This window comes from Streptomyces sp. NPDC053432 (assembly GCF_055585365.1).
In genome coordinates this window covers 34,503-57,495 of record NZ_JBVJKF010000006.1, presented here as the reverse complement: position 1 = coordinate 57,495, position 22,993 = coordinate 34,503, and the positions used below count along the sequence as shown (strand labels likewise).

Sequence of the window (22,993 nt, the reverse complement as noted above, 5' to 3'; positions counted from 1 at the left end):
TGGTCTCCGGGGCTCTCGCGCTGCGCGCCTTGTCCTGCCCGCCCGGAGGACCGAAGATCCCTTGAGTGATCGATTCAGGGGAGGGGTCATGATCAAGGGGGACAACGCGTTCGTGCCGAGCGTGCCGCTGCGGATCGCCGTGCGGAACGGGCTGGACGCGGTGGCGCTGCTGCTGACGGAGCAGGGCAGGGTCCGGGGGGACGCGGACATCGTGTTCCACGGTGCGCCGGTCCATCCGTCGGGGGCCGTGCGGCTGCTCGGGGACGAGAACGGCACGGCGTGGCTGGAGGCCGCCCTCCCGGCGGTCGAGGAGGAGGTCGTCCGTGTCGTCGTCGTCGGGTCGACGGAGCGCGGGACGATGCGGGACGTGCGCGGGCCGGCGGTGGAGGCGTTCGCGCCGGACGGGACGTCGGTCGCGGAGTACGAGGTGACCGACGCCGGCGGTGAGACGGCGATGGTGCTGGCGGAGCTGTACCGGCGGGCGGGCGGCTGGAAGTTCCGCGCGGTGGGTCAGGGGTATGTGAACGGCCTGGCGGGCCTGGTGACGGACCACGGCGTGGACGTCGCGGACGCGCCCCCGTCCCCGCCGGTCCCGCTCCCGTTCCAGCCGCAGCCGCCGACGCCGGCGCAGGCCCAGACCGCGGTACCGTTCCAGGCTCCGGCCCCGGCGCAGGGCCAGGCGCCGGTTCCGTTCCAGGCCCCGACGCCGGGCCAGGCCGCGGTGCCGTTCCAGGCCCCGGCCCCGGCTCCTGCCCATGTGCCGCCCCCGGCTCCGGTTCCCGGTGGGGTCCAGCCTCCGGCTCCGGTGTCGGCACAGGGCCAGGCCTCCGTGCCGTTCCCGGCCCAGGCCCCGTTCCCGGCCCCCCAGGCCCCGTTCCCGGCCCCGGCTCATGTGCAGCCCCCGGCTGCGGGTTCCGGTCAGGTCCAGCCGCCGGCCCAGGCGCAGGGCCAGGCGCCGGTTCCGTTCCAGGCCCCGGCCCATGTGCCGCCCCAGGCTGCGGGTTCCGGTCAGGTCCAGCCGCCGGTTCCGTTCCAGGCCCCGGCCCATCTCCCGCCCCCGGCTCCGGTCCCGGGTCAGGTCCAGCCACCGGTCCCGTTCTCCGCCCCGGCTCCGGTCCAGGCGCAGCCGTCGGCTCCGGCCCCGGTCCATGCGCAGCCGGCGGCCCCGGTCCAGCCGCAGCCGTCGGCCCCGGCCCCGGCCCCGTCGGACTGGGTGTTCGGGCCCGTCTTCGAGGCGTACGCGCAGAGCGGGCGGGACAACGACGTCATCACCGTCAACGGGCTGCCGCCAGGTCCCGTCGTCGTCGAGCTCGCCGTCCGCGGTGACGGGTACACCGGGCTGTGGCCCCTCACCCGGTTCAACAAGGAGGGCGACACCCTCGTCAACAGCTGCGAGGAGAACTTCCGGGGCCGGGTGCTCACGCAGGTCCCGTCGAGCGGGCGGCTGCGGCTGCAACTGAAGGCGGAAGGGCCCTGGCAGCTGCGGGTACTGCCGCTGGCCGCCGCGACGCGGCTGACCGAGGAGGAGATCGAGGGCGGCGGCCCCGACGTCCTGCTGCACACCGGCGGCACCGCCGACCTCCACCTGCGCTACCGCGGCGACGACAACCTCATCGTCAACCTCTACGAACTGGCGGACCACGACGACCCCGCCGAGCTCCCGACGGAAGAGAACGCCGTCAACGAGATCGGCAAGCGGCGCGAGACCGTGCCCCTGCCCGAGGGCCCGGTCATCGTGCAGCTGGAGAGGGCGGACGGACCCTGGCGCGCCCGGCTGAAGGACCTCCAGCCCCACAGCGGACCCTCGGGGCCCGGCGGCGTCGCGAAGGTGACCGACATCCGCGGGGGTCAGGGACGGTCCTGGTGGGGGCGGTCCTGAGCGGCCGCTGACGGGTCGACAGAGAGCTGAAATCGGAGGATATTTCGGGCTCGGACCCGGCCCCTGCGGCCGGACGGCGGCCGCAGGGGCCCGGCTTGGTGTCGGAGATGTCGCGGTTGGGTTCCGATCGGATCTCTCACGGGTGGTGATCCGCCGCCGATAGCACGCTTTGGGCTCGGAAGACACCTATCTGTTTCCTCGTGGTGGCTGGTTATGATCGGCACCCTCACATCCCGCCACAGTCGGAGCGGTTGATTCCGTTTCGGCTGCCGGCCGCCCCTGCCGCCACGTTCCCGAGGTCCGATGTCTGTCATAGAACCCGAAGGCGTACGCGGGCAGCCGACGGTCCGCCGACGCCGCAGGGTGCGCCTGCGCACCCTGCTCATCTGGCTGGCCGTGGTCCCCACCGTGGCGATGGGCACCCAAGTGGCGGTGACCGCCCAACGGTTGCTCGCGCAGGCGGAGCACCTGCGGGCCGACGTCGCGGCCGCCGAGCAGGTCGGCGCCCCGCTGTACACGCTCATGGTCGACATGCAGGCCGAGCGGACCATGACCGCCTCGCTGTGGGCCGGCACCGCCGGGGCCGAGGAGGAGCTGCGGATCCGGCGGGAGGCCACCGACCGGGGCGCGGCCGAATTCCGCCGGGTGGCGTCCGGCACGAACGCCTCCTTCCAGGAGGTGGAGCAGAAACTGGAGGGCCTGGCGGCGTTCCGTCAGCGCGCGGACGCCCGTACCGGCGCCCCCGACGGCACGCTCGCCTACTACACCGGGGTGATCGGCTCGGTCATCCAGGCCTACCAGCGCGAGTTCAGCCACGCCGACGACGCCGAGATCGTCCAGGAGAGCCGGCCCGTCGTGGCCATGCTCACCGCCACCGAGATGGTGGCGCGCGAGGACACGATCCTCTCCCTCGCCGGGCCGTCCCGGCAGCTGGACACCGCCGCGTTCGACCAGTTCATCAGCGCCCTGGGCGCCCACCGGCACCTGTACGAGACCTGGGTCGTGCCCTACCTCCCCGAGGTCGACAAGCGGTTCTACGACCGGATCACCGCCTCCTCGGACTGGCAGACGAAGATCCGCATCGAGAACGCCGTCGTCTCCAAGCACACCGACACCGGGTCCGGCATCAAGCTGCCCGCGGAAACGGCCCTCTGGCGCTCCGCGCACGAGAACTTCTCCGTGCAGATGGCCTCGCTCAACGTCGACCGCGCGAGGAAGGTGCTCACGAGCGGCGAGGCCAAGGCCGCGGAACTGGACACCGAGGTCGCCTGGCTCATCGGCGGAAGCTCCGGGGGGCTGCTGGTCGTCGTGCTCGTCGTCGTGCTCACCACGCGGTCCGTCCTGCGCCGTCTGCACGACCTCCACGCCCGCACGGTGGCCGTCGCCGAGGAGACCCTCCCCGAGGTCGTCGCCCGGCTCCAGCGCGGGCTGCCGGTCGACGAATCCGTCCTGCCGACGGTGCGCGGTGACGGGGACGAGGTCGGACGCGTCAGCGACGCGTTCGCCCGCGCCGTCGCCGTGTCCGTCGACGGGCACAGGCAGCTCGCCGACGAACGGCACGGGTTCGGCCTGTTCGCCACGGGCATCGCCTCGCGCACCGGGAACCTGGTCAGCCGCCAGCTGAGCCTCACCGAGGAGCTCCAGGACACCTTCGGCCACGACGAGGCGCTGCTGGCCCAGCTGATGCGCTCCGACCAGCTGACGGTGGGCATGCGGCGACAGATCGAGAACCTCCTCATCCTGGCGGGCGGCGAGGTTCCCGACCCGCACACCGAGCCCATGCGCATCGCCGACGTGCTGCGCGAAGCCGCCGCGGAGGTCGAGGACTTCCGCCGCATCGAGCGGCAGGCCCTGGACGAGACCAGCGTGGAACCCGGCGCGATCAGCCAGGTCAGCCACCTGCTCGCGGAGCTCCTCGACAACGCCACCCGGTTCTCCCCGCCGCGCTCCAAGGTGGTCATCCGCGCGGAACTCGTCACGGACGGGCTGTCCGTCGAGATCGAGGACCGCGGGCCGCGGGTGTCCCCCGAGCGGTACGAGGAGATGAACGGGCGCCTGCACGAGGCCCCGCCGTACTCCGTCCTGGCGCAGAACGCGCACCGGCTCGGCCTCTTCGTGGTCGGTCACCTCGCCGACCAGCTGCGGGCCAGTGTCACCCTGCGCCGCTCGGTGTACGGAGGGACCTCCGCCGTGGTGATCCTGCCGGCGGCACTGCTGGTGCCCACCACCACGGCGGCGCCGCGGCGCGAGGCCGTACCCGCTCCCGAGCCCGTACCCGCTCCCGACCCCGTACCCGTCCGCGAGCCCGGACCGGCCGCCCCGGCACCCGCCGACGCCGCCCCCGCGCCCCGCCCGTCCGGGGAACGGCCGTCCGAGCCCGTCGTACGCACGGCCGCCGGACTGCCGAGCCGCACCACGAAGGCGCAGGCGAAGGCCCACACGCAGCCGAAGGCCCACACGAAGGCGCAGGCGCAGGCGCACACGAAGGCCCCGGCCACCGTGCCCGGGGCCCGGCCCGCCCTGCCCGAACGCGTACCGCAGACCCACATCGCACAGCAGCTGCGCGAGCCCCGCGCCGCGGAAACGACCGTCCGGCAGGACGCGGCGACACCCGAAGAGGTCGCCGACGCCTGGGCGGACTACGAACACGGAACCCAGACAGTGGAAGAAGAGCTCCGACGGGATCGGCCATGACTACCTCACCGAACACTGCGACATCCAACGACGCGATCTACAGCGTCCTGGACAACAACCTGAACAGGATCGCCGGCATCCAGGGAGCGGTGCTCCTGTCCAACGACGGCATCAAGCTCAGCGCCTACATGCTCGACGAGCCCCAGGCCGAGCGCATGGCGGCCGCGGCCTCCGGCATCGCGGCCACGATGAAGGCGATATCCCGGGAGATCGACGGGGGCCGCGTCATCCGCCAGCTGGTCGAGATGGACGACAGGTACCTCTGCATCGTCGGATGCGGCGACGGCAGCACGCTCATCGTGGTGACCAGCCGCAAGGCGCGCCTCGGCGAGCTCGGCGGCGAGGCCGTGAGGACCGCCCAGGCGCTCGGCGAATGGCTGGGCACCCCCGAGCGCGGCCAGGTGCCGACCGCGTAATGCCGCAGGACGAGCCCCAGCCGGCGAACCGCCGCCGCACGCGGCTGTACGCCCTCACCGACGGGCGTACGGCCGCCGCGCACACCGTCCTGACCATGGACACCACGATCACGGCGGCGGTGCCCGAGGCCGCCCGGGCCGGGCTGCCCAGCGAGTGGCAGGAGATCCTCGCCATGTGCGCGGCGCCGGGCGGTCTCGCGGTCGCCGAGACAGCGGCGCGGATGCACATGCGCCTCACCCCGATGACGCTGCTCCTCGGCGAGCTCGCCGATCGCGGGCTGATCCACCACCGGGCGCCGCTGGCGGCGACCGAGACCACCGACGTCGACCTGCTCATGAGAATCAGGGACAGCCTTGCCCGGATATGACATGCCCGCCCCCCGGGATTCCGCCCCGGTCAAGATCCTCATCGCCGGTGGATTCGGCGTGGGCAAGACCACCTTGGTGGAGACGATCTCCGAGATCGAGCCGCTGCGCACGGAGGAACGGCTGACGGCCGCGGGCGTCGGCGTCGACGACCTCGACGGCATCGAGTCCAAGGCGGTCACCACCGTCGCCATGGACTTCGGCCGGATCACCCTCACCGACGCCGGAGTCGTCCTCTACCTGTTCGGCACACCGGGCCAGGAGCGCTTCTGGTTCATGTGGGACGACCTGCTGGCCGGGGCCCTCGGGGCGATCGTGCTGGTCGACACGCGGCGCCTCGACCGCAGCTTCCCGGCCGTGGACTTCTTCGAGAGCCGCGGCCTGCCGTTCGTGGTCGGCGCGAACTGCTTCCACGGCGAACAGCCGTACACCGCCGAGGAGATCGCGGCCGCACTGCACCTGCGCGACCCGAACACCCCCGTCCTGATGCTGGACGCCCGCTCCCGTACGGACGTCCGCGCGGCCCTGCTGTCCCTCCTCGACGTGCTCATCGTCAACGCGGAGGCCGCGGTCGGCGTCTGAAGCGGCTGGTTCAGGGCGCGCAGAGCGCGTCCAGGCGCGTCAGGCGCAACAGGGTCCAGTGCTCGTCGACCAGGACGCAGACCAGGCCGGGCGCGGCCGTGGTGAGGTCCTGGGCGGGGCCGGTCAGGGGGATCACCAGCGGCGGCCGGTCGAGGCGCACCGGGTTCCACACCCGCAGGAACTCGTCCTCGCCGGCGCCCACGATCAGGTCCTGGCCCTCGTGGTGCAGCGTGGCCCAGTGGGTGAGGGGACCCGGCAGTCCGAGCTCGGCGGTCTTCGAGCGGAAGGTCCCGAGCCCGTGGATCCGCAGGAGGGTGCGCCCGCCCGTCTCGTGCACGACGCCGAGCCGTGTGTCCCGTTTCCCGCTTCCGGTGAGCAACGCCAGGGGAGGCAGGTGGTCCGGGAGGGGGCCGACGCGCAGCCCCGCCGGCTTCCGGGGGCGCGAGTCGGGCGTATCGGTGTGGAGCCCGATGCCCCCGGCCCGGCCGACCCGCACGAACTGCAGCCTGCCGTCCGGGCCGAAGAACGGGACCAGTTCGGAACGTTCGCCGCCCGCGGGGTCGACGAACGACAGCATCGATCCGTCCTGCCGCCAGACCAGTGTCTGCGAACCGTGCCTGTGGAGGTTCACCACGAGCACGGCGGCCCGCCCGGGATCGGTGGCAGCCCTCAGCGAGCGGAGGTCGCCCCTGTACCAGCCGAATTCGGACGCGTCCGCGTCGTGCAGCTGCTCTCCCGTCCGCGCGTCCACCAGCCGGGCGTGGTGGTCGTCCTGGCCGAGCGCCACGACCGCCCGTCCGTTCGGCAGGGTGATCGCGGCGAGGCCCGTGACCCGCGCCCCCTGCGGCCAGGACTCCAGACGCCGTGTGGAGCTGCGGTTCGTCAGCCAAGCGCCGCCCCGCACCCCCGCCACGACCAGCGACCACTCCGGGCCCGTCGCCGGGCCGAGGACGACGATCCGGCGTGCGCGGCCCAGGTCGTAGTCCGGCTGCCCGGGCTTGCCGCCGCTGTCCGCGTCCCAGAGCCGCAGGGTGCCGTCCCACCCCGCGGAGGCGAGCAGCCGGTCGCCCCGGCCGGTGGCGAGCGCCACCATGGCGTAGGTCTCGTTGCGCAGGGGGACCGGGGTCGCGTACACGGGGCCGCTGCTGACGAGGCTCAGCTGCTGACCGACGGCGGTGTCCAACGCTTCCCGGTCGGAGGCCGGCGCCATCCGCGTGTTCAGCTGCCGTACGGGCCGTCCCGTGGCGGGGTCCACGATCCTGATCCGGGAGGCCCGGCCCGCCACGGCCAGCAGCGTACGGCCCTCCGACACGAACGGCACCACCGCGCGTACGCCGCCCACACCGCCCGGCACGACCCATGACGTGGTGCCCCGCTCCAGGTCCCACACCCGGACCGTGCCGTCGTCACCGCCCGACGCCGCGAGCTTGCGGCCGTCCGCCGAGTCGAAGCAGGCCAGGGCGTACACCGGACCGGTGTGACCGACCAGCACCGGGACCGGCTCCCGGGTGTCCGCCTCCCAGCGGCGGACCGTGCAGTCCGCACCACCGGACAGCACCAGACGGCGGCCGTCCGGTAGCACGGCCGCGGCCAGCGCGGCCACCGGCCCCAGATGCCCGGACAGCACCGTGCCCGTCCCGCGCTCCAGGTCCCAGAGCCGCAACGCCCGGTCCTTGCCCGCCGACACCAGCAGGGGCGGGCCGCTCCCGTCGAGTCCCGCCAGTGCGAGGACCGTGTCGCTGTGCCCGCGCAGCACCGCGACCCGCTCCCCGTCCGCCAGGTCCCACACCAGGATCTCCGGCCCGGCCGCCGCGGCGAGGAGACGGCGGCCCCGGGCGTCCGTCAGCCCCGCCAGCGCCGTCACCGTTCCGGCCCCCGTCAGCACCCGCCGGGTCTCACCCGTGTCCGGATCCCAGACCCGGACCGTCGTGTCGCCGCCCGCCGAGGCGAGCAGCTCCCGCCCGTCCGCCTCACGGCACACCGCCAGGGCCGTGACGGGTCCCGCGTGCCCGCGCAGCGCGATGCTGAAGTCGTCCGCCGCCGTCGACGACGCCTCCACCTGCGCCGGTACGGCCATCCGGCCCCCGAACCGGTCGAGCAGCCACGGCTCCTCGGACAGGGCCGTCATCCGGAGCAGGCGCAGCCGTGCCCGCGGATCGAGCCGTACGAGCCGGTGCGCGACCCGCAGGTACAACCGGGCGACCGGTTCGGAGAAGCGTTCCGGCAGGGCACGGACCGCCGCTTCCATGCGGGCCGGATCGGCGGTGCCGAGAAAACCCGGATCGCGCATCACTTCCGGGAGCAGCCCCCCGGCCAGCGCGTGCGAGGGCATGTGCCGGGGCAGATAGGGGTGCGCGCCCGCCCACGCGGCCGGTCCCGGCCCGCCCACCGTCGCGAGCAGCGCATGCGTGATCCGCGTCTGGGCGTCCCCCGGCGAGAGGGCCCGGAAGTGGTCGATGAGCGCCTGGTGGTAGAGCCGGTAGACCGTGTGCCCGGACTCGCCCGACTCCACGAGGTGGAACCCCGCGTGGGTCAGGGCCCAGCCGACGTCCGCGTCCGTGTACACCCGCCCGCCCTCCGCGAGCGCGGTCGCCAGGACCGGCCAGAGATCCCGCCGGGGCAGCCCGGCGCCCTCCGCCCAGGCCAGCGGTCGCAGCAGGTCACGGACCCGCCGGGGATCGGCGACGCGGGCGAACTCCTCGTCCAGGACGGCCGTGAGACCGCCGGACAGCAACCGGTCCAGGGCTCCGTCCCACGGCTCGCGGCCGTCGGCGACCGCGGTGAGGACCGCCCGGCTCGCCACCCGCGCGTAGAGGAAGATCCCGCCGCTCGCCTCCGCCACGCGGCGCGCCCACTCCCGGGCCTCCGGCTCGCGCCCGCGCAGCGGCGACCCCTCCGCGCCCAGCAGCCGGCGCAGCGCGTACGCGGTCAGGTCCGCGTCGGTGCCCGGCTCGTCGTCGAGGACCGCCGTCTCGTCGGCGGAGAGGGCCTGGAGCAGCGGCCCCCTTCGGTAGGCGTGCTCCCGGTCGCCCGCCCGGTGCGGGCGGGTGCCCACCAGCACGCGGACCCCGGGCAGGTCGGCGAGCGGGCGCAGCAGGTCCGCGGCGATCGGCACGGCCTCCGCGGGCTTGGCCTCGTCCAGCCCGTCCAGGACCACGGCGACGGGCCGCCCCAGCTCGCCCACCTGCTGCACGATCTGAGCGGCGCGCAGCCGGCCGTCGGCGGGCACGGGCAGCCGCAGCGCGTCGAGGAGCGCGAGCAGGCAGTCGTCCAGCGTCTTGTTGCGGCACGAGAGCGCGATGTCGATCGAACCGAGCGACGGCAGCGCCGCGTTGGGGGTGTCGTTGAGCACGCCCTCGGCCTCGGCGACCGCCCGCAGGTCCAGATCGGAGAGGGTGGCGATCCGGCCGAGCAGCGCCGACTTCCCGGTGCCCGGCGAGCCGGTCACCACGAAGAGCCCGCGCCCGGCCGTGTCCAGCCAATGGATCAGCCGCCGGATCAGCCGGTCGCGGCCGCAGAAGTACCAGCCGGTCTCACCGACCTCGATGCCCCGCGCGGACAGCACCAGGTGCTGGTCGATGTCCGCCGTGCGCTGCCGGCGCAGCCGCTTCGTCTCCACGTCCTCGTCGGGGATGGCGCCCGTCCGCGGATGCAGCGGATTGCGCAGCGCGGGCACGGGCGCGCCCCTGGCGACGTACGCCGTGCGCCCGTCGCGGCCGTCCATCACCCGCGCCATCACGTCGGCCAGCTCGTCCGAGCGGATCACCGCGTCGTGCTCGGTCCACCGCCGGTCCTCGGGGCCGCGGCGCACCACCTGTTCCAGGGTCTCGGCGAACACCCCGTCCTCGGCGCTGTCGTAGCCGCAGGCCGAGGCGATCACCGCGAAGCGGCGCTCGGGGCCCGCACTGCTGCTGTGGTCGATCACCTGCCCGATCTCGGTGGCCACCCGGGACGCGGCGGCCCCGCTCGCACAGCAGTCGATCAGCACCAGTACCTCGCGGAACTCCTGGTGGACCAGGAACCGGGCCAGCGCTCTCGCGGACACCGCGTTGAAATCGTCGAGCCGTGCGGCGGGCGTGTCCCCGGTCACCAGGAAGTGCTCGCCGGCGTCGACGCAGCCGTGCCCGGTCCAGTACAGGACGAGCCGCTCCCCGCCGGTGCGCCAGGCCTTCAGCCTCCGGGTGATGTGCGCCCAGTTGCCGCCCTCCGCGAGCTCGGGCAGATCCTGCGCGTACCCGAGGGAACCGAGCAGCCCGCGCAGCCGCTCCACGCTGCCCGGCACATGGCTCAGCGGCGACCAGGCGCTGTCCCGGTAGCCGCCGATCCCCACCGTGACGAAACGGCCGTCGAAGTCCCCGCCGTCGCGCCCCTCGTCGCCCATGCCCCGCGTTCTCCCGTCGCCGCCCCCACCGGACCCCACCGCCGCCGTAGCATGGACGTCATCGTCAACAGGCGGAAATAGTAAGGCGAAGCGACCGGCGAGGGGGCTCGGTGGCGGCAACTCCGGAAACCGCGGCGACTCCGGTGAGGGACCTCGTGGTGGTCCTGCCGGGCATCATGGGCAGCGTCCTGGCCCGCGACGGGCAGGAGCTGTGGAACCACACCACGGCCGTGCTCGGCCGGCACGCGTTCGGCCGGCTGCGCGCACTCGACGCGCTCGCCCTGCCGCCCGGCACCGGTGACGAGGACCCCCACGACGGGGTCGGGGCGACCGGTCTCATCCAGGGTCTGCACGTCCTGCCCGGGGTCTGCGCCATCGACGGCTACGGCACCCTGCTGGGCTTCCTCGGCCGCCGGCTCGGCCTGTCCACCGGGACCGGCCAGTTACTGCCCTTCCCGTACGACTGGAGGCTCTCGGTCCGCCACTCGGCGCGGCAGCTCGCGGCCCGGGTCGAACCCGCGCTGGCCGCGTGGCGCGAGCGCAGCGGCGATCCGGACGCCCGCGCGGTGTTCGTCGCGCACTCGATGGGCGGGCTGATCGCCCGCTACTACCTGGACGTACTGGGCGGCGGCCCCCTGGCACGCACCCTCGTCACCATCGGCACCCCCTACCGGGGGTCGGTCAACGCCCTCGACTCCCTCCACCACGGAATCGCCCCCCGGCTGGGCCGGCTCTCCGCCCCGCTCACCCGGCTCGCCCGCTCCATGCCCTCGCTGCACCAGCTCCTGCCCACCTGGCCCTGCGTCACCGGCCCCGACGGCCACCGCGCCGGCCTCGCCGCCGTACCGCTCACGGGCGCGGACGACACCCTCGTCGCCGACGCCCTGCGCCTGCACACCGAACTCGACGGCGCCCCGCCCGGCGGCTACGGCCTCCACGTCTTCGGCGGCTACCGGCAGCCCACCCGGCAGACCGCCCTGCACACCCCCGAGGGCCTGCGCAGCGCCCACCACCTGGACGGCACCGACCATCGCGGGGACGGGACCGTGCCGCGCTTCTCCTGCTTCCCCGCCCAGCTCGCCGACGACTCGACGGTGCGCTTCTTCGCCCAGAAGCACGGCGCCCTGCAGAACGAACCCGCGCTCCTGAACCAGCTGGAGGCCGTCCTCACCGCCCGCGACCCCCGCCGCTTCCTCGACGGCGCACGGGAGTTGTCCGTGGACGTCCCGGAGATCGCCGACGGCCGCAGCTGCCCCGTCGAGGCCACCGCCGACGACGACCGTCTGACCCTGACCGCCGTCGCCGAGGACGCGGAGACCGGTACGAGGACCCCGCCGCGCCCGCTGCGCAACCGGGGCGACGGCCGCTACGGCACCGAGCTGACCCTGCCCGGCCCCGGCGCCTGGCGGGTGACGGTGGGCGACCGGGTCAACCGGGGGCGGGTGCACGAGGTCAGCAGCGTGGTGCTGGCCGGCCCGGACGACTGACGCCGGCGACGGCCGCCGGCCACGCCTCGCGGGCCCCGGCCCCGGCCCCGGCCCCGGCCCCGGCCCCGGCCAGGAGGCCACCCGGCTGGTGGGCCGGCCTCCAGGGCCGGGGCCGCGCGTCTCACTTCGCCCGTACGACGGCCCGTGCCCCGCCGAAGTCCAGCTCCAGGCCCGAGCGCAGGGGCACGGTCTGGCCCGGCGCGATCTCCTGCGTGGTGCCGTCCGCCCTGGTGCCCGTCCACGAGCTTCCGGACCGGTTGGCCAGCCCGAACTTCCCCGGCCGCTGCGGATGCTCGGTCAGCTGCGCCACCAGCGTGGCGTCCCCGTAGTCGTGCCGGGCCGGCTCCGGAGCCAGGTGGTGCGCCTGCACCCGGGAGGTGCGGTGCAGCAGGATGTGGTGCTCGGTGCGCGGCGGGGGAGTGGTCAGCACCAGCCGGGGCGGCAGCACCAGTGCGGCGTTGCAGGCCCAGCAGTTGCCCGGGACAGCGGACAGCGGCTCGGTCATGTTCTGCTTGCCGCAGTGGGCGCAGTCCACCACCGCGTCGAGCACCGCCCGCAGGGTGTCCCGCCACTGAGATTCGCGCACCCGGGCCGCCGGATCGCGCAGTCCCGTCGTGAAGTTCTTGACGAACAGGTCGCGCAGGGAGGGCGGCGCCACCGCCCACGTGGCCAGGACCGTCGCGTGCTCCACGGGGTCCGGCGCGTTCGAGCGGTCCACCGGATCGAAGACGAACAGCGGCTGCTTCCCGTACAGCTTGCGCTCGGCGGCCTCGTCCAGGCAGCGGATCGCCAGCTCCAGCCGGCCCTTGAGCGGGTGATGGTTCATCAGGAGCATGAACAGCAGCACCGACAGGGAGTGCAGGTCGCTCTGGGTGCCGGGGGAGACCCCCGGGTCCCCGCGCACCAGCTCGGGTGCCATGAACTCCATCGTCCCCGAGATTCCGGTGCTGTCGCCCTCCACCACCGCGTTGTCGTTGTCGCAGACCAGCACCTCACCGCTGGCCGGGTCGAAGAAGATGTTGCCCCAGGAGATGTCCCGGTAGGCGATCCCCCGCGAGTGCAGCGCCTGGTACGCCTCGACGGTGTAGAGGCAGGCGGTCAGCAGCGCCCGGATGGACGTCTTCAACTGGCGCCGGAACAGGGCCGGGAGGCCCTTGAACCGGTCCGGCCGGATGTCCATCAGGTACCCGAGGCCGCCGCGCCCGTCGGACACGAAGTCCCGCGGCCACAGGAAGCGGTCGTCGTCGAAGTCCCGGTCCACCAGCTGGCGCACGATGTCCTCCTGCGCCGGGGTCGCGCACGTCGGGTAGTACCACTTCAGCGCCCGCTCCCCGGCGGGGGTCCGGACCCGGTACACCTCCCCCTGCCCGCCCGCGCCGAGCAGGTCGGCTACCTCCACACTCGTACCGCTGTCGGCCGTCAGCCGGGTGCCGCTGTCGAGCATGCCGCTCATTCATCGCTCCTGTACGGGTCTCGCAGGTCTTCCATGTCTACGGGGCTCACGGGCTCCGCGCCGCTCACCGCGTCCGCCCCCGGCGCCGGCTCGTCCCCCGCGTGCCAGGCCGCCACCAGCGTGGTGTCGTCCCCCGAGTGCTGCGACGCCTTGGCCAGCCACTCCGGCAGCACGGCCCGGACGGACTCACCGCCCTCCGCCGACAGCCGCTCGTCCAGCCCGGCCATGAACTGCCGGAACCCCTTGTCGGAGGCGAAGCTCTTGGACAGCCCGTCCGTGGACAGCGCGACCAGCCGGGGCGCCCGCGAGGGCGCCGTCACCGGCGCCCAGTGCGTCCGCACCCGCAGCCACGCCTCCGGGGTGCACAGCGATTCCGTCTCGTCGCCCAGATCGGCCTCCTTCGGCGCGAGCGGCACGCTCACCCGCCCGCCCTCGCCGACCAGCGTCAGCTCGCCGTCGCCGAGCTGCCAGGCCGCGAAGACCCGGGGCGTCAGCACGGCGCCGATCAACGTGCTCCCGTACAGCAGCAGCTTCTCCTCGTCGGGCACCGGCGGCTCCCCGGGCGCCCTGCTGCGCTCCCAGTTCCCCAGCACCTTCTCCCGCCAGGCGCTGACCAGCTGGCGCGGGAAGGCGTACTCGGCGTACCGCATCAGCCAGGCCAGGCTCGGCGGCCGCACCTCGCCCCGGGGCTGGGCGAGCGAGGCGAACAGCCGCGCCTCCTGGACGAAGAGGTCCACGGCGAACCGGGACCCCAGATGGCTGCGCGCGTGCACCGCCGAGCCGTGGCCGTCGGCCACCGCCATGATCAGCGGAGCTCCGGCCGTGCCCAGGCCCTCCACCTCGTAGCGGTCCTGGTTGCGCGTCTTGTTCACGCCCTGGACGCTGCCGTACAGCGATTCCCACAGCGGCGTCACGGATCCGTCGGTCGGCAAGGGCCCGCTCACCACACGTCGTCATCGTCGTCGGCGAGCGCGGGCGGAGCGTACGGCGGCTGCTTCACGATCGTGTCCGCGGTGCCCGCCATCGGCTGGGAAGCCGCCTTCACCGCCGCCGTCGAGGCCCAGCGGATCGCCGCCGCCAGTTGCTTGGGGCTGTTCGCGTCCAGCGGCTGGAGCTCGGGATTGCCCAGGAACTCCTGGAGCACCGTACGGTCCGCGTCCGCGCCGATCGCGATGGCCACCCGCACCGCCTTGCGGCCCCACGGGGTCGCGTCCACCGCCCGCAGCCCGGCCTTCCAGTCGTCCGTCGGCACCCCGTCGGAGACCAGCGCCAGCACCGGCTTCAGCGCCCGCTGCGGCATCGGCGGCGTGTCCAGCTCGCGCGAGACGAGGTGGAGCGCGTCACCCAGATTGGTCATGCCGTCCACCTGCACGTCCTGCCAGGTGAACTGCTCCACCGGCACCGGGTCCTGGTGGTGCCAGCGCGCCGTCGTGGAGAACGTCATCGTGCGCAGCAGCAGTTGGGCCGCCGGATTGTCCTGCGCGACCGACCGCATGGCCGGAACGGCCTCTCTGATCGCGTAGTTGAGCTGACCGATCTTCTCGCCCTGCATCGAGTACGAGCAGTCGAGCAGCCAGATGAAGTGGACGGGCCTGTTCGCCATCGGCCCGCCGGGGATGTCACTCACCGCATGTCTCCTTCAACTCCCGGTCCATTGCGGCACGAACCGCACCAGCGCGGCCACCGCGGCGGCGGCCGTCACCACGAACGCCACCACGAACAGGGCCAGCATCAGCCACCGGCCCCGCGCGATCTGCGGTGTGATCATGGAGTCTTGCTCCCTTCCGACGCGGTCCGGTCCGCCGCCGGCGGCGGGGCGCCGGGCAGCCCGCCCGCCGTCAGCCCCCCGACGCGCAGCCCGCTGCGGGACAGCAGCCACAGCACCGGCTCCGCCGCCCGCAGCCGCTCGGAGTCCAGCGCTCCCGCCCCCGTCGCCGCGCGGGCGCTCACCGCCCAGTAGCGGGCCGCCGCGAAATCGTGGCGGAAGCTGCGCACCAGGTCGTCGAGGCCGATGCCGTCCAGCCAGGCGTCGACGGGTTCCGCGGGCCGCGGCAGGGAGGTCAGCCGGTCCAGGGTGTCCCGCTTGGTCACCACCGCCGCCACCGCGAGGCGCCCCCGGCGCCCGCTGAGCCCCTGCAGCTCCCCGGCCAGCACCGCGTACGTGTCCACGGGCCCGAGGGCGGCCGGCCGGGCGGCCGCCGCCAGCCCGGGGTCGCCCGCGCGCAGCGTGCGGCGTACGGCGGGCGAGGCGAGCACGTCGGCGACGAACAGGATCCCGTCGGCGTGCGCGAGGTAGCCCTGGAGACGGGTGTCGCCCGCGTCGTGCAAGGACTCGCCCATGGGGTCGTACAGGTAGAGCAGCCTGCGCCGCAGGCCGCGACCCACCAGCAGCATCAGGGCGCGCGGCTGGCCGCCCTGGGTCTTCAGTGTCCACCCCGAGTCCCTCAGCTGCCTGCCCAGCGCGTTGGCCTCGCGCAGGTCGTCCGGGGAGGCGAACTCCACCTTCAGCGAGGACTGGTGCGACCAGGACCGCAGGCCCTCCAGGACCGCCGCCATCAGCATGGTCTTCCCGGCGGAGGTGCCGCCGACCAGCGGCAGGTGCACCACCCGGGTGGTGCCGACGGCCGGGGGCAGCGGCCGGTCGCAGTGCGGACAGTGCGCGGTGAGCCCCCGCCGCCCGGTCAGCGCGGTGGTCGGCAGTGCCCGGCCGCAGCGGCACACGTGCCGCCAGGCGCCGAAGCCGCCGGGCCGCAGCTCGCGGTGGGCCGCCCCGCAGCCCGGGCACAGGTGCACGGCCAGCGCGAACGGCCGGTAGCAGCGCGGGTAGGGGCACTTCATGCGTACGCCCCGGACCAGCTTCCACAGCCGCTCCGCACCCCGCCCGGCGGCGACGGCGGCGAGGGCCGCGACCGCGACCAGGGCGAGCTGGGCGGCGAAGACCAGCGCCGTGCAGAGCAGCAGCGCCGAGGCGAGCACCGCGGACAGCACGGCGGCCAGCGCCGTACCGGGGGCGAGCAGGCGGTGCAGCAGCCGGCCCAGGCCGTTGTCGGGCCGCTCGCCGGTCCGGCCGCTGCGGCCCTGGAGCATCCGGTCCCGCACCACCCTGCCGAGCCAGTGCCGGGTCAGCAGGTAGCGGACGGTGCGCGAGGCGAACAGCGCGGCGTACCCCGAGTCCTGCCACATCTGGGAGGCCCAGTACGCGCGCCGGGCCGGCTCGCCGCCGGGGTACGGGACGACCCGCTGATCGGCGTCCCCGGGCGTCCGCGGCCCGAAGGCCCGCCAGGCCGCCACCAGGGCCAGCCCGAGGAACCGCCACAGGCCGTACCCGAGGCACAGCCCGGCGGCGACGGCCCCGGTCCCGTAGAGGAGTACCCGCAGGACGAGCCCGACGGTGGGCGCGTCGGTGTTCACCCCGCGCCCCCCCGGTCTCCGGAGCCGCCCGGACCGCGGCCGTGGCCGCCCGCAGCACCCGGGCCCGCGTGCCCGCCGGGGGCGCCGGCGGCCTCGGCGCCGGTTCCCTCCCGGCCGGAGCCGCCCGGAGCGACCGTGCCTCCCGTACGGGAGGTTCCGCCCGCCCCCGGCCGGGAGGCGGCGGACCGGCGTCTGAAGCGGTCGCGCAGGCGGCCCATCGCCGTCGGGCGCTGCCAGGTGCGGAACTCGTCCGCCCAGCGGCCGCCCAGCCGGGCCAGGGCGTCCTCCACCGACGAGAGCTCCGAAGCAGCCATCTCCCGTACGACCGGCCGCAGCACCCCTTCGAGCAGGTCCGTGCGCGCCTCCTGCCAGACCGGGCCCGCCTGCGGCTGCGAGGACCACACCGTGAAGCAGTCCGCGGCGAACGCGGGCACCAGCCGCAGCCGGGCGGTGACCTCCGCCTCCCGCGCGGCCAGCCGGTACGCGGCCAGCAGTTCCGCGTCGTCGCTCTCGATCAGGGCCCGCAGCTCGTGCTCCGGCCGGTCCTCGGCCAGCAGCAGCCGCGCGGACAGCGCCGCGTACGCCTGCGCCCGCGCCCCCGGCTCCGGGCCGGTCGACCCCAGGTCCAGGACCTGGCGCACCCAGCCCGGGCCCGCCGTGCCCGCCCGCAGGTTCCGCGCCAGCTCCAGGATCAGCAGCGAGGGCCGCAGCGGGGCGGGGAGTTCCTCCTGGAAGCGGTTCAGGAGCTCCGGCGCCAGCTCGGCCGCCGCCGGGTCCCCGGCCGGGGACCCGGCGGCCGCCCGCGCCAGCAGCTCCCAGGTCCCGGCCTCCCGGTGCACCTTCGCCCCCGTCTCCCCGAGCACCGTCGCGGCCTCGCCCGCGCCCGGCGGCTCCCCCTCCCACACCAGCCGCATCGCGGTCCGCAGCACCAGAGGCTCCGCGTACAGCGAGACCCCGGACTCCGCGAGCAGCGCGTGCAGCGCCGCGACCCGGTCCGGGGCGGCCGCGACCACCCCCGCCGCCGAGGCGCACATCCGCAGGTGCGGGCGCGCGTCGGCGGCCGTCAGCCGCAGCCCGGTACGGGCGAACAGCGTTTGCCCCGCGGCGGGATCGCCCGCCGCGAGGGAGTCCAGCCGGTCGAGTACGAGGGCCCGCAGCGCCGGCAGCTCGGCGAGCGCGGCCCGCACCCCCTCGCCGTACACCCGCTCCGGATCGGCGAGCAGCGCCAGCGCCAGCTGCCGGGCCGCCCCGGGCAGCAGGTCGGCCGTGTCCGCGCCCAGCACCGAGGCGATCCGCAACAGCCCGGCCCGGTCGGCCGGCGGGGTCTGCGCGGCCGCGAGCGCGGCCCGCAGCTCCCGCTCCAGCGCGGCGGCGAGCCGGGCCCGCGCGGGCCCGCCCAGTGCCGCGGCCGAGGGCAGGGCCGCGGGCACGGTCCGGCCGCGCACCGCCTCGGCGAGGGCCCGCTCCGCCAGAGGCTCGCACACGGCGGCCGGGGCCCAGCCGTCCAGGGCCGCCAGCAGCCGCCCGCACGCGGAGGCCTCGGCCGCGTCCCGCTCCCCGCCCGGGGAGACGGCCCCCGCACCCAGCGCCAGGGTCAGCGCGTGCAGCCGGGCCCGGTCCAGGCCGTCCCGGTGAGCGGCGGCCCAGTCCGCGGCGGCGGCCCGGCCCGGGGAGGGCAGCGGGATGTCCGCGGCGAGGGCGAGCGCGGCCAGCGGGCCCGCGTCGTACGGGTCGGAGCCGAGCCGGCGGACCTCCGCGAACAGCTCCTGGCGCCGCGCCTGCCAGATCCGGGCGGCGGTGTCCGCCCACGCGTCGGCGGCCCCGGTGGCGGGCGCCGACTCGCGCGGGACGTCGTACACCCGGTAGCGGTGCTCCTGCCCGGCGAGGCCGGGGCCGTCCTCGGGGACCACGCCGATGATCTGCTGCCGGGCCAGCTGGGGGCGCCGGGTGTAGGTGGTGAAGGTGAGCCACTGGCCGCGCTGGTGGGGCAGCACGCTGCACGCGAGCATGATCCAGCGGGACACCGCCTCGCTGTCCGCCTCCACGAGCACGATCTGCGGGGCGTTCGGGTCCTCGCCGAGCCTGCGCACATCGGCGAAGAACCCCGCGAGCCACGGTCCCCGGCCCTCGACGAACCCGGCCAGCCCCGCCGGGTCGTGCGGTCCCGGAACGGGCACGGCCGCCAGCGCGGGCGCTCCGCCCGCCGGGGTCTCCACGGCCCACTGCGGTGACCCCCAGGAGGTGATCGGCAGCGCGCCGACGGCCGGACCGGAGCCCTCCTGTTGCGGCAGGTGCACCGCGTGCGCGTGGAAGTTGCCCCAGCGGCCGCTGTAGTCGGCGCCCGTGTACACCGAGCGGGCCAGCAGCCGGCTCCCGTCGGCGAGCACGCTCAGGCTCAACGCCTGAGGAAAGGAGGCCAGTTCCTCCGGAGTCGGCCGGGGCGGCGCCTCCCGGGGCGGCTCGTAGCCGATCAGCTGCTCCGCCTCGCGCAGCAGCGCGGCCGGCACCCCGGGGGTGACGGCGGTGAACCGGAAGCCCGAGCCGTCGGGTCCGGGCGGCGCCGAGGTGTAGTGCAGTTGCGCGAGGTTCACGCCTCTCCCTCCACCCGGCCGCGGCCGCCCGTGCGCGCGGCGCCGGAGGCCTGCGGCAGCAGACCGCCGAGCCCCAGCAGCCACAGCAGCGGATCCTCCACGCGCAGCGGCTGCGGACCCGACTTCGGGGCGTCGGCCGGCGCGTGCGCGGGCGGCGGCGAGCCGAGCGCCGACAGCCCGAACAGCGACAGCTGCGCGAAGTCCCGCTCCAGCTGCCGCAGCAGCGCACCCGAGTCCCAGCCGTCCAGCAGCGAGCGCATCTCCTCGTGCACCGCGAGCCGGTCGTCCTCGTCCACCGCGCCGGACCGGTGTCCGGCGTTGCGCAGCAGCGGGGAATGCGGGTCCAGCAGCGGGGCGAGGGAGTCCGTCTTGGTCACGGCCACCGCCACCGGGGTGGTGACCCGGCCCCGGGAGGAGCCCCGGCCGCGGGCCCGCAGCTGCGCCGCGAGGTCACCGGCGATCTGCTGCGGCGGGGTCTCCACGACGGGCAGCGACAGCTCGGCGTCGGCCGGCAGCCGGTCGCGCACCGCGCGCATCTGCAGGGGATCCACCAGCACGATGATCCCGTCGGCGGCGGCCAGGTAGGTCGTGTACCGGTCCATGGCCTCGGCGCTTCCCAGGTCCTCGCCCGCCGCGTCGAAGAACACCAGCGCGATGTGCCGGCTGCCGTCCCCGAGCAGCCGGCGGCGCAGCGGCAGGCTCAGCCGGTACAGCAGCGGGTCGTTGAAGCCGAGCGCGGCCGGCCGGGTGGCGCCGGGCAGCCGCAGCCGGTCGTAGAGGTCCTCGGCCATCTCCCGGTCCCGGCGCTGGGTCTCGCCGCCCATCGGGGTGAGGGAGGCCCCGTAGGCCCGGCCCACCCTGCCGCGCAGCTCGTTGACCAGTACGGAGACGTACGTGCTCTTGCCCGAGCCCTTGGGACCGAGCAGGGCGATGATCCGGGTGTCCTGGTCACAGTAGTCGCTCGGGAAGTCGCTGTGGCACCGCCGGCACACCCGCACCGGCGTGGACACCCCGCACGCGGGGCAGTCCGCACGGGACCCCCCGCCGCCGAGCGGCAGCTGCCGCGGGATCCGCCCGCCGAGCCCGCGCGGCGCGGCGAACACGGGCCCGCGCATCCGCAGCGCGGGCGGCACGGCCGGCCCGATGAACTCGGCCCACACCGTGTCGAGTTCGGCGGTGCAGGGCTTCCCGCCGCGCACCCCGGTGGGGGACATCTGGCAGCGGTAGGGGAGCTTGGCGGCCGGTGACCGGTCGAAGCAGTAGGGGCAGACGACGGAGGTCACGTCAGCGCACCACCAGGGAGTGGATCGGGGGCTCTTCGAGCCGGACGGAGGCGGCACGGCCGCCGAGGAGGAAACCGCGGACGGCGTACGGACGTCCGGGCGCGGTGGCGGGGTCGATCTCGCGCTCCAGCGTTCCGGCGGCGGCGAGTTCGTCGCCGGTCAGGCGGCACAGGGCGGTGCCGGCGGTGGGGCCGGGCGGGCGCTGCGGGTTGCGGCCCCCGTCGCCGCGGGCCACCAGCACGAAGCCGGGGAGCTCCGCGGCGCCGCCGGGGGCCCGTACGGTGACCCGCAGGACGGCGGGTCCGCGGCGCAGGCCGCGCCGTGCCCCCGGCAGGAGTTCGTAGGCGATGGCGACGTCGGCGGGCAGCCAGGCCCGCGCGTCGCCGGAGCCGGCGGCGAGCACGGACCGGGTGCCGCGGGGCGCCGCGTAGGCGTCGACCCGCAGGGCGGAGGGCGCGACCGGCAGCCGGAGTCCCTCGCGCAGGAACACGCTGCGGGCCACGGTGTGCTCGGTGACGCGGCCGTCCTGGGTGACGGCGGCGGTGACGGCGCCGGTTCCGCCGGGCCAGTCGAAGGTGAGCCGCACCTCCCCGGGCGAGGTCCGCCGCACCGCGAGCCCGGTCACCGGCAGCGGCGCCTCGACCAGCACCCCGGGCCCGGCCACGGCCCGCTCCCCGAGCACGGCCACGGCCGTCACGGTCAGCAGTGCCCCGGCGGGCGGCCGCCCGGCCAGGCGGTGCCCGGCCGACTCCGAGCCCTGCCCGACCGGTCCGCTCCGCTCGCCGCGGCCGGGCCCGGCCGGGCCGGTCGCGCCGCGCGAGCCCGGCGAGCCGTCCTGGCGGGCCGATGCACCGGCACCGGCCGGTCCGGTCCGGCCGCCGTGGACCGGCCCGGCCGGGCCGGGAGTGCCGTACGGCCCCGGCGGGCCGTCGGCGTCGTCCGGCGCGGGCGCGTCGGCCGGGGTGATCCAGTCCGGTGCGGGCGGCAGGTCCGCCGTCCTCAGTTCCGTGCCCGGCGCGGGCGGGGCCGTCGCCCACTCCAGCAGGCGCACCTCGCAGCCCGCCGCCCCCGTCGCGCGGAACAGCACACCGTGCGCCTCGTCGGGGGCCGCCGTCACGGTGCGCACGGGGGCCGGCCAGGGGTGGACGGTCGCCGGGGCCGATACCGGCGCCGACACAACGGCGTGGTCGGGGCGGCCGGCCGGCGCCGTGTACCGGGCCCGGACCGTCAGTTCGTAGGCGCCCGGCTCCAGGCCGTCCAAGCGCAGGCTCGGCCCGGTCGCGTCCGTCACGCGGCGGCCCGCGGGCCCGGTGAGGGTGACCTCGGTCGCGGCCGTGCCCGCCGGGGCGGTCCAGGAGGCCTCGATCCACCCGTTGCCGTCGGCGACGCGCACCCCCGTCACCCCCGGGGCGACGGCCACCGGGGCCCCGATCAGCGGCGGCCCGTCCACCGCGCCGTCGGCCCCGAGCGGCAGGGCCACATGACGTACGAGCACCCCGGTCCCGGTGTCCCGGTCCAGCAGGACGCCGTCGTGCGGCTGCCCCGGCAGCTCGGCGAGGGGCGCGCCCGCCGGCTCGCCCCGGGTGAGCCGTACGACCCGCCAGGCCCGGCCGGTGAACGCCCGCCGGGGCCAACGCACTTCGACGCCGCCGGGGACGAGGACGGATTCCAGCGGCCCCGGATCGCCCGGCTCCGCCCGGTAGGTGCGCACCAGCCCGCGCACCGCGCGCGGGCAGTCCCCCGCGAGCCGGACCGCCTCCTCGTAGCGGACGCACGCCCCCTCCGGATCGCCCAGCTCCTCGTGGCGCCGCGCCGCGGCGAGCGCGGTGTCGGCGGCCCCGGCCCGGTCGGCCAGCTCGGCCAGCCGGGCCTCCAGGGTGCCGTCCCCGCCGCCCGCGGGAAGTAAGGCCGCCTTCCGCAGGGCCGCGCGCACCCGCCGGCTCAGCCGGTCGTCCTCCAGGCCCTCGGCGGCGGCCCGCTGCCCCGCGTCCAGCCGGGGCCGCACGGCGGCGGCGTGGACCAGCGCGGAGGTCTCCGCCGGGTCGACGCCCAGGCCGGCCGCGGTGGCGGGCAGGTGTCCGGCCGGGTGGTCGTGGAGCAGCTGGGCGAACTGGTACAGCAGGATCCGCCGCAGCGCCGCCGGGTCCTCGTCCTGGATCCCCGCCAGCCGGTCCAGCAGCCACGCCGCCTCGGGCCGGTCCACGCGCATCCCGCGCAGCACGCGGGCGTTCACGTGCGCGCGCCGGCCGGGCCGCTCGACCCGGAAGACCCCGTCGAGGACGCGTAACCGGCCACCCCCGGGAGTCAGGAGTTCGCCCAAGTGGCTCAAGCCGAGGGTCTGTTGCGCGGAGACGAGTTCCCCGTACCCTCCCACGAGCGGCGAGAGCGGCAGACCGGAGAGCGCGCGGGACAGCCCGAGGGCATGCCCGAAGTCGTTCCCCGCCATCCGT

General features: G+C 75.6%; 15 protein-coding genes. 6 read left to right on the top strand and 9 right to left on the bottom strand.

All coding sequences use genetic code 11. The features are described from left to right. Positions 1-88 precede the first annotated feature (88 nt). The 5 genes from ACZ6Y1_RS12500 to ACZ6Y1_RS12480 all read left to right on the top strand — a co-directional run bounded on the left by ACZ6Y1_RS12500 (position 89) and on the right by ACZ6Y1_RS12480 (position 5,937). Positions 89-1,879 (top strand): TerD family protein, encoded by a 1,791-nt coding sequence (locus ACZ6Y1_RS12500; protein ID WP_469626782.1) that lies wholly within the window; start codon positions 89-91, stop codon positions 1,877-1,879. Positions 1,880-2,182: 303 nt separating this feature from the next. Continuing rightward, positions 2,183-4,573: a sensor histidine kinase gene (locus ACZ6Y1_RS12495; RefSeq protein ID WP_469626778.1), complete on the top strand. Its 2,391-nt coding sequence runs from the start codon at positions 2,183-2,185 to the stop codon at positions 4,571-4,573. Further along, complete coding sequence (locus tag ACZ6Y1_RS12490) at positions 4,570-4,989, top strand: roadblock/LC7 domain-containing protein (protein ID WP_469626775.1); 420 nt, start codon at positions 4,570-4,572, stop codon at positions 4,987-4,989. The genes ACZ6Y1_RS12495 and ACZ6Y1_RS12490 overlap by 4 nt, the downstream gene beginning before the upstream one ends. Further along, positions 4,989-5,357, top strand: a complete 369-nt coding sequence (locus ACZ6Y1_RS12485; RefSeq protein WP_469626772.1) for a DUF742 domain-containing protein — start codon at positions 4,989-4,991, stop codon at positions 5,355-5,357. The genes ACZ6Y1_RS12490 and ACZ6Y1_RS12485 overlap by 1 nt, the downstream gene beginning before the upstream one ends. A 1-nt stretch (position 5,358) precedes the next feature. Beyond that, a complete protein-coding gene (locus ACZ6Y1_RS12480) occupies positions 5,359-5,937 on the top strand; it encodes a GTP-binding protein (protein ID WP_469626769.1) in 579 nt (192 codons plus the stop codon). A 10-nt stretch (positions 5,938-5,947) separates the two neighbouring features. Here ACZ6Y1_RS12480 and ACZ6Y1_RS12475 read toward each other — a convergent pair whose 3' ends face one another. Further along, positions 5,948-10,318 carry an NACHT and WD repeat domain-containing protein gene (locus tag ACZ6Y1_RS12475; protein ID WP_469626765.1) on the bottom strand — a complete coding sequence of 1,457 codons (4,371 nt, stop codon included), beginning with the start codon at positions 10,316-10,318 and terminating at the stop codon, positions 5,948-5,950. A gap of 143 nt (positions 10,319-10,461) precedes the next feature. Here ACZ6Y1_RS12475 and ACZ6Y1_RS12470 point away from each other — a divergent pair, with 143 nt between their 5' ends. Next, complete coding sequence (locus ACZ6Y1_RS12470) at positions 10,462-11,805, top strand: esterase/lipase family protein (RefSeq protein WP_469626762.1); 1,344 nt, start codon at positions 10,462-10,464, stop codon at positions 11,803-11,805. A gap of 121 nt (positions 11,806-11,926) precedes the next feature. Here ACZ6Y1_RS12470 and ACZ6Y1_RS12465 read toward each other — a convergent pair whose 3' ends face one another. Genes ACZ6Y1_RS12465 through ACZ6Y1_RS12430 form a run of 8 tightly spaced genes read right to left on the bottom strand, consistent with a single transcriptional unit; the run spans position 11,927 to position 22,989 of the window. Continuing rightward, positions 11,927-13,258 (bottom strand): protein kinase domain-containing protein, encoded by a 1,332-nt coding sequence (locus tag ACZ6Y1_RS12465; protein WP_469626760.1) that lies wholly within the window; start codon positions 13,256-13,258, stop codon positions 11,927-11,929. Next, positions 13,255-14,190 (bottom strand): PP2C family serine/threonine-protein phosphatase, encoded by a 936-nt coding sequence (locus ACZ6Y1_RS12460; RefSeq protein ID WP_469626757.1) that lies wholly within the window; start codon positions 14,188-14,190, stop codon positions 13,255-13,257. The genes ACZ6Y1_RS12465 and ACZ6Y1_RS12460 overlap by 4 nt, the downstream gene beginning before the upstream one ends. Positions 14,191-14,198: 8 nt before the next feature. Continuing rightward, complete coding sequence (locus ACZ6Y1_RS12455; protein WP_469627451.1) at positions 14,199-14,861, bottom strand: vWA domain-containing protein; 663 nt, start codon at positions 14,859-14,861, stop codon at positions 14,199-14,201. A 36-nt stretch (positions 14,862-14,897) separates the two neighbouring features. Beyond that, the gene (locus ACZ6Y1_RS12450) at positions 14,898-15,026 is read right to left on the bottom strand and encodes a hypothetical protein (protein WP_469626754.1); all 129 of its coding nucleotides are present in this window, start codon (positions 15,024-15,026) and stop codon (positions 14,898-14,900) included. Continuing rightward, positions 15,023-16,669 (bottom strand): TRAFAC clade GTPase domain-containing protein, encoded by a 1,647-nt coding sequence (locus tag ACZ6Y1_RS12445; protein ID WP_469626751.1) that lies wholly within the window; start codon positions 16,667-16,669, stop codon positions 15,023-15,025. The genes ACZ6Y1_RS12450 and ACZ6Y1_RS12445 overlap by 4 nt, the downstream gene beginning before the upstream one ends. Next, on the bottom strand, positions 16,666-19,260 hold the full coding sequence (locus ACZ6Y1_RS12440) for a GTPase-associated protein 1-related protein (RefSeq protein ID WP_469626748.1): 2,595 nt from the start codon (positions 19,258-19,260) through the stop codon (positions 16,666-16,668). The genes ACZ6Y1_RS12445 and ACZ6Y1_RS12440 overlap by 4 nt, the downstream gene beginning before the upstream one ends. After that, positions 19,257-20,543 (bottom strand): TRAFAC clade GTPase domain-containing protein, encoded by a 1,287-nt coding sequence (locus ACZ6Y1_RS12435; RefSeq protein WP_469626745.1) that lies wholly within the window; start codon positions 20,541-20,543, stop codon positions 19,257-19,259. Before ACZ6Y1_RS12435 ends, ACZ6Y1_RS12440 begins: the two co-directional genes overlap by 4 nt. Position 20,544: 1 nt before the next feature. Next, positions 20,545-22,989: a hypothetical protein gene (locus ACZ6Y1_RS12430; protein WP_469626741.1), complete on the bottom strand. Its 2,445-nt coding sequence runs from the start codon at positions 22,987-22,989 to the stop codon at positions 20,545-20,547. Positions 22,990-22,993 lie beyond the last annotated feature (4 nt).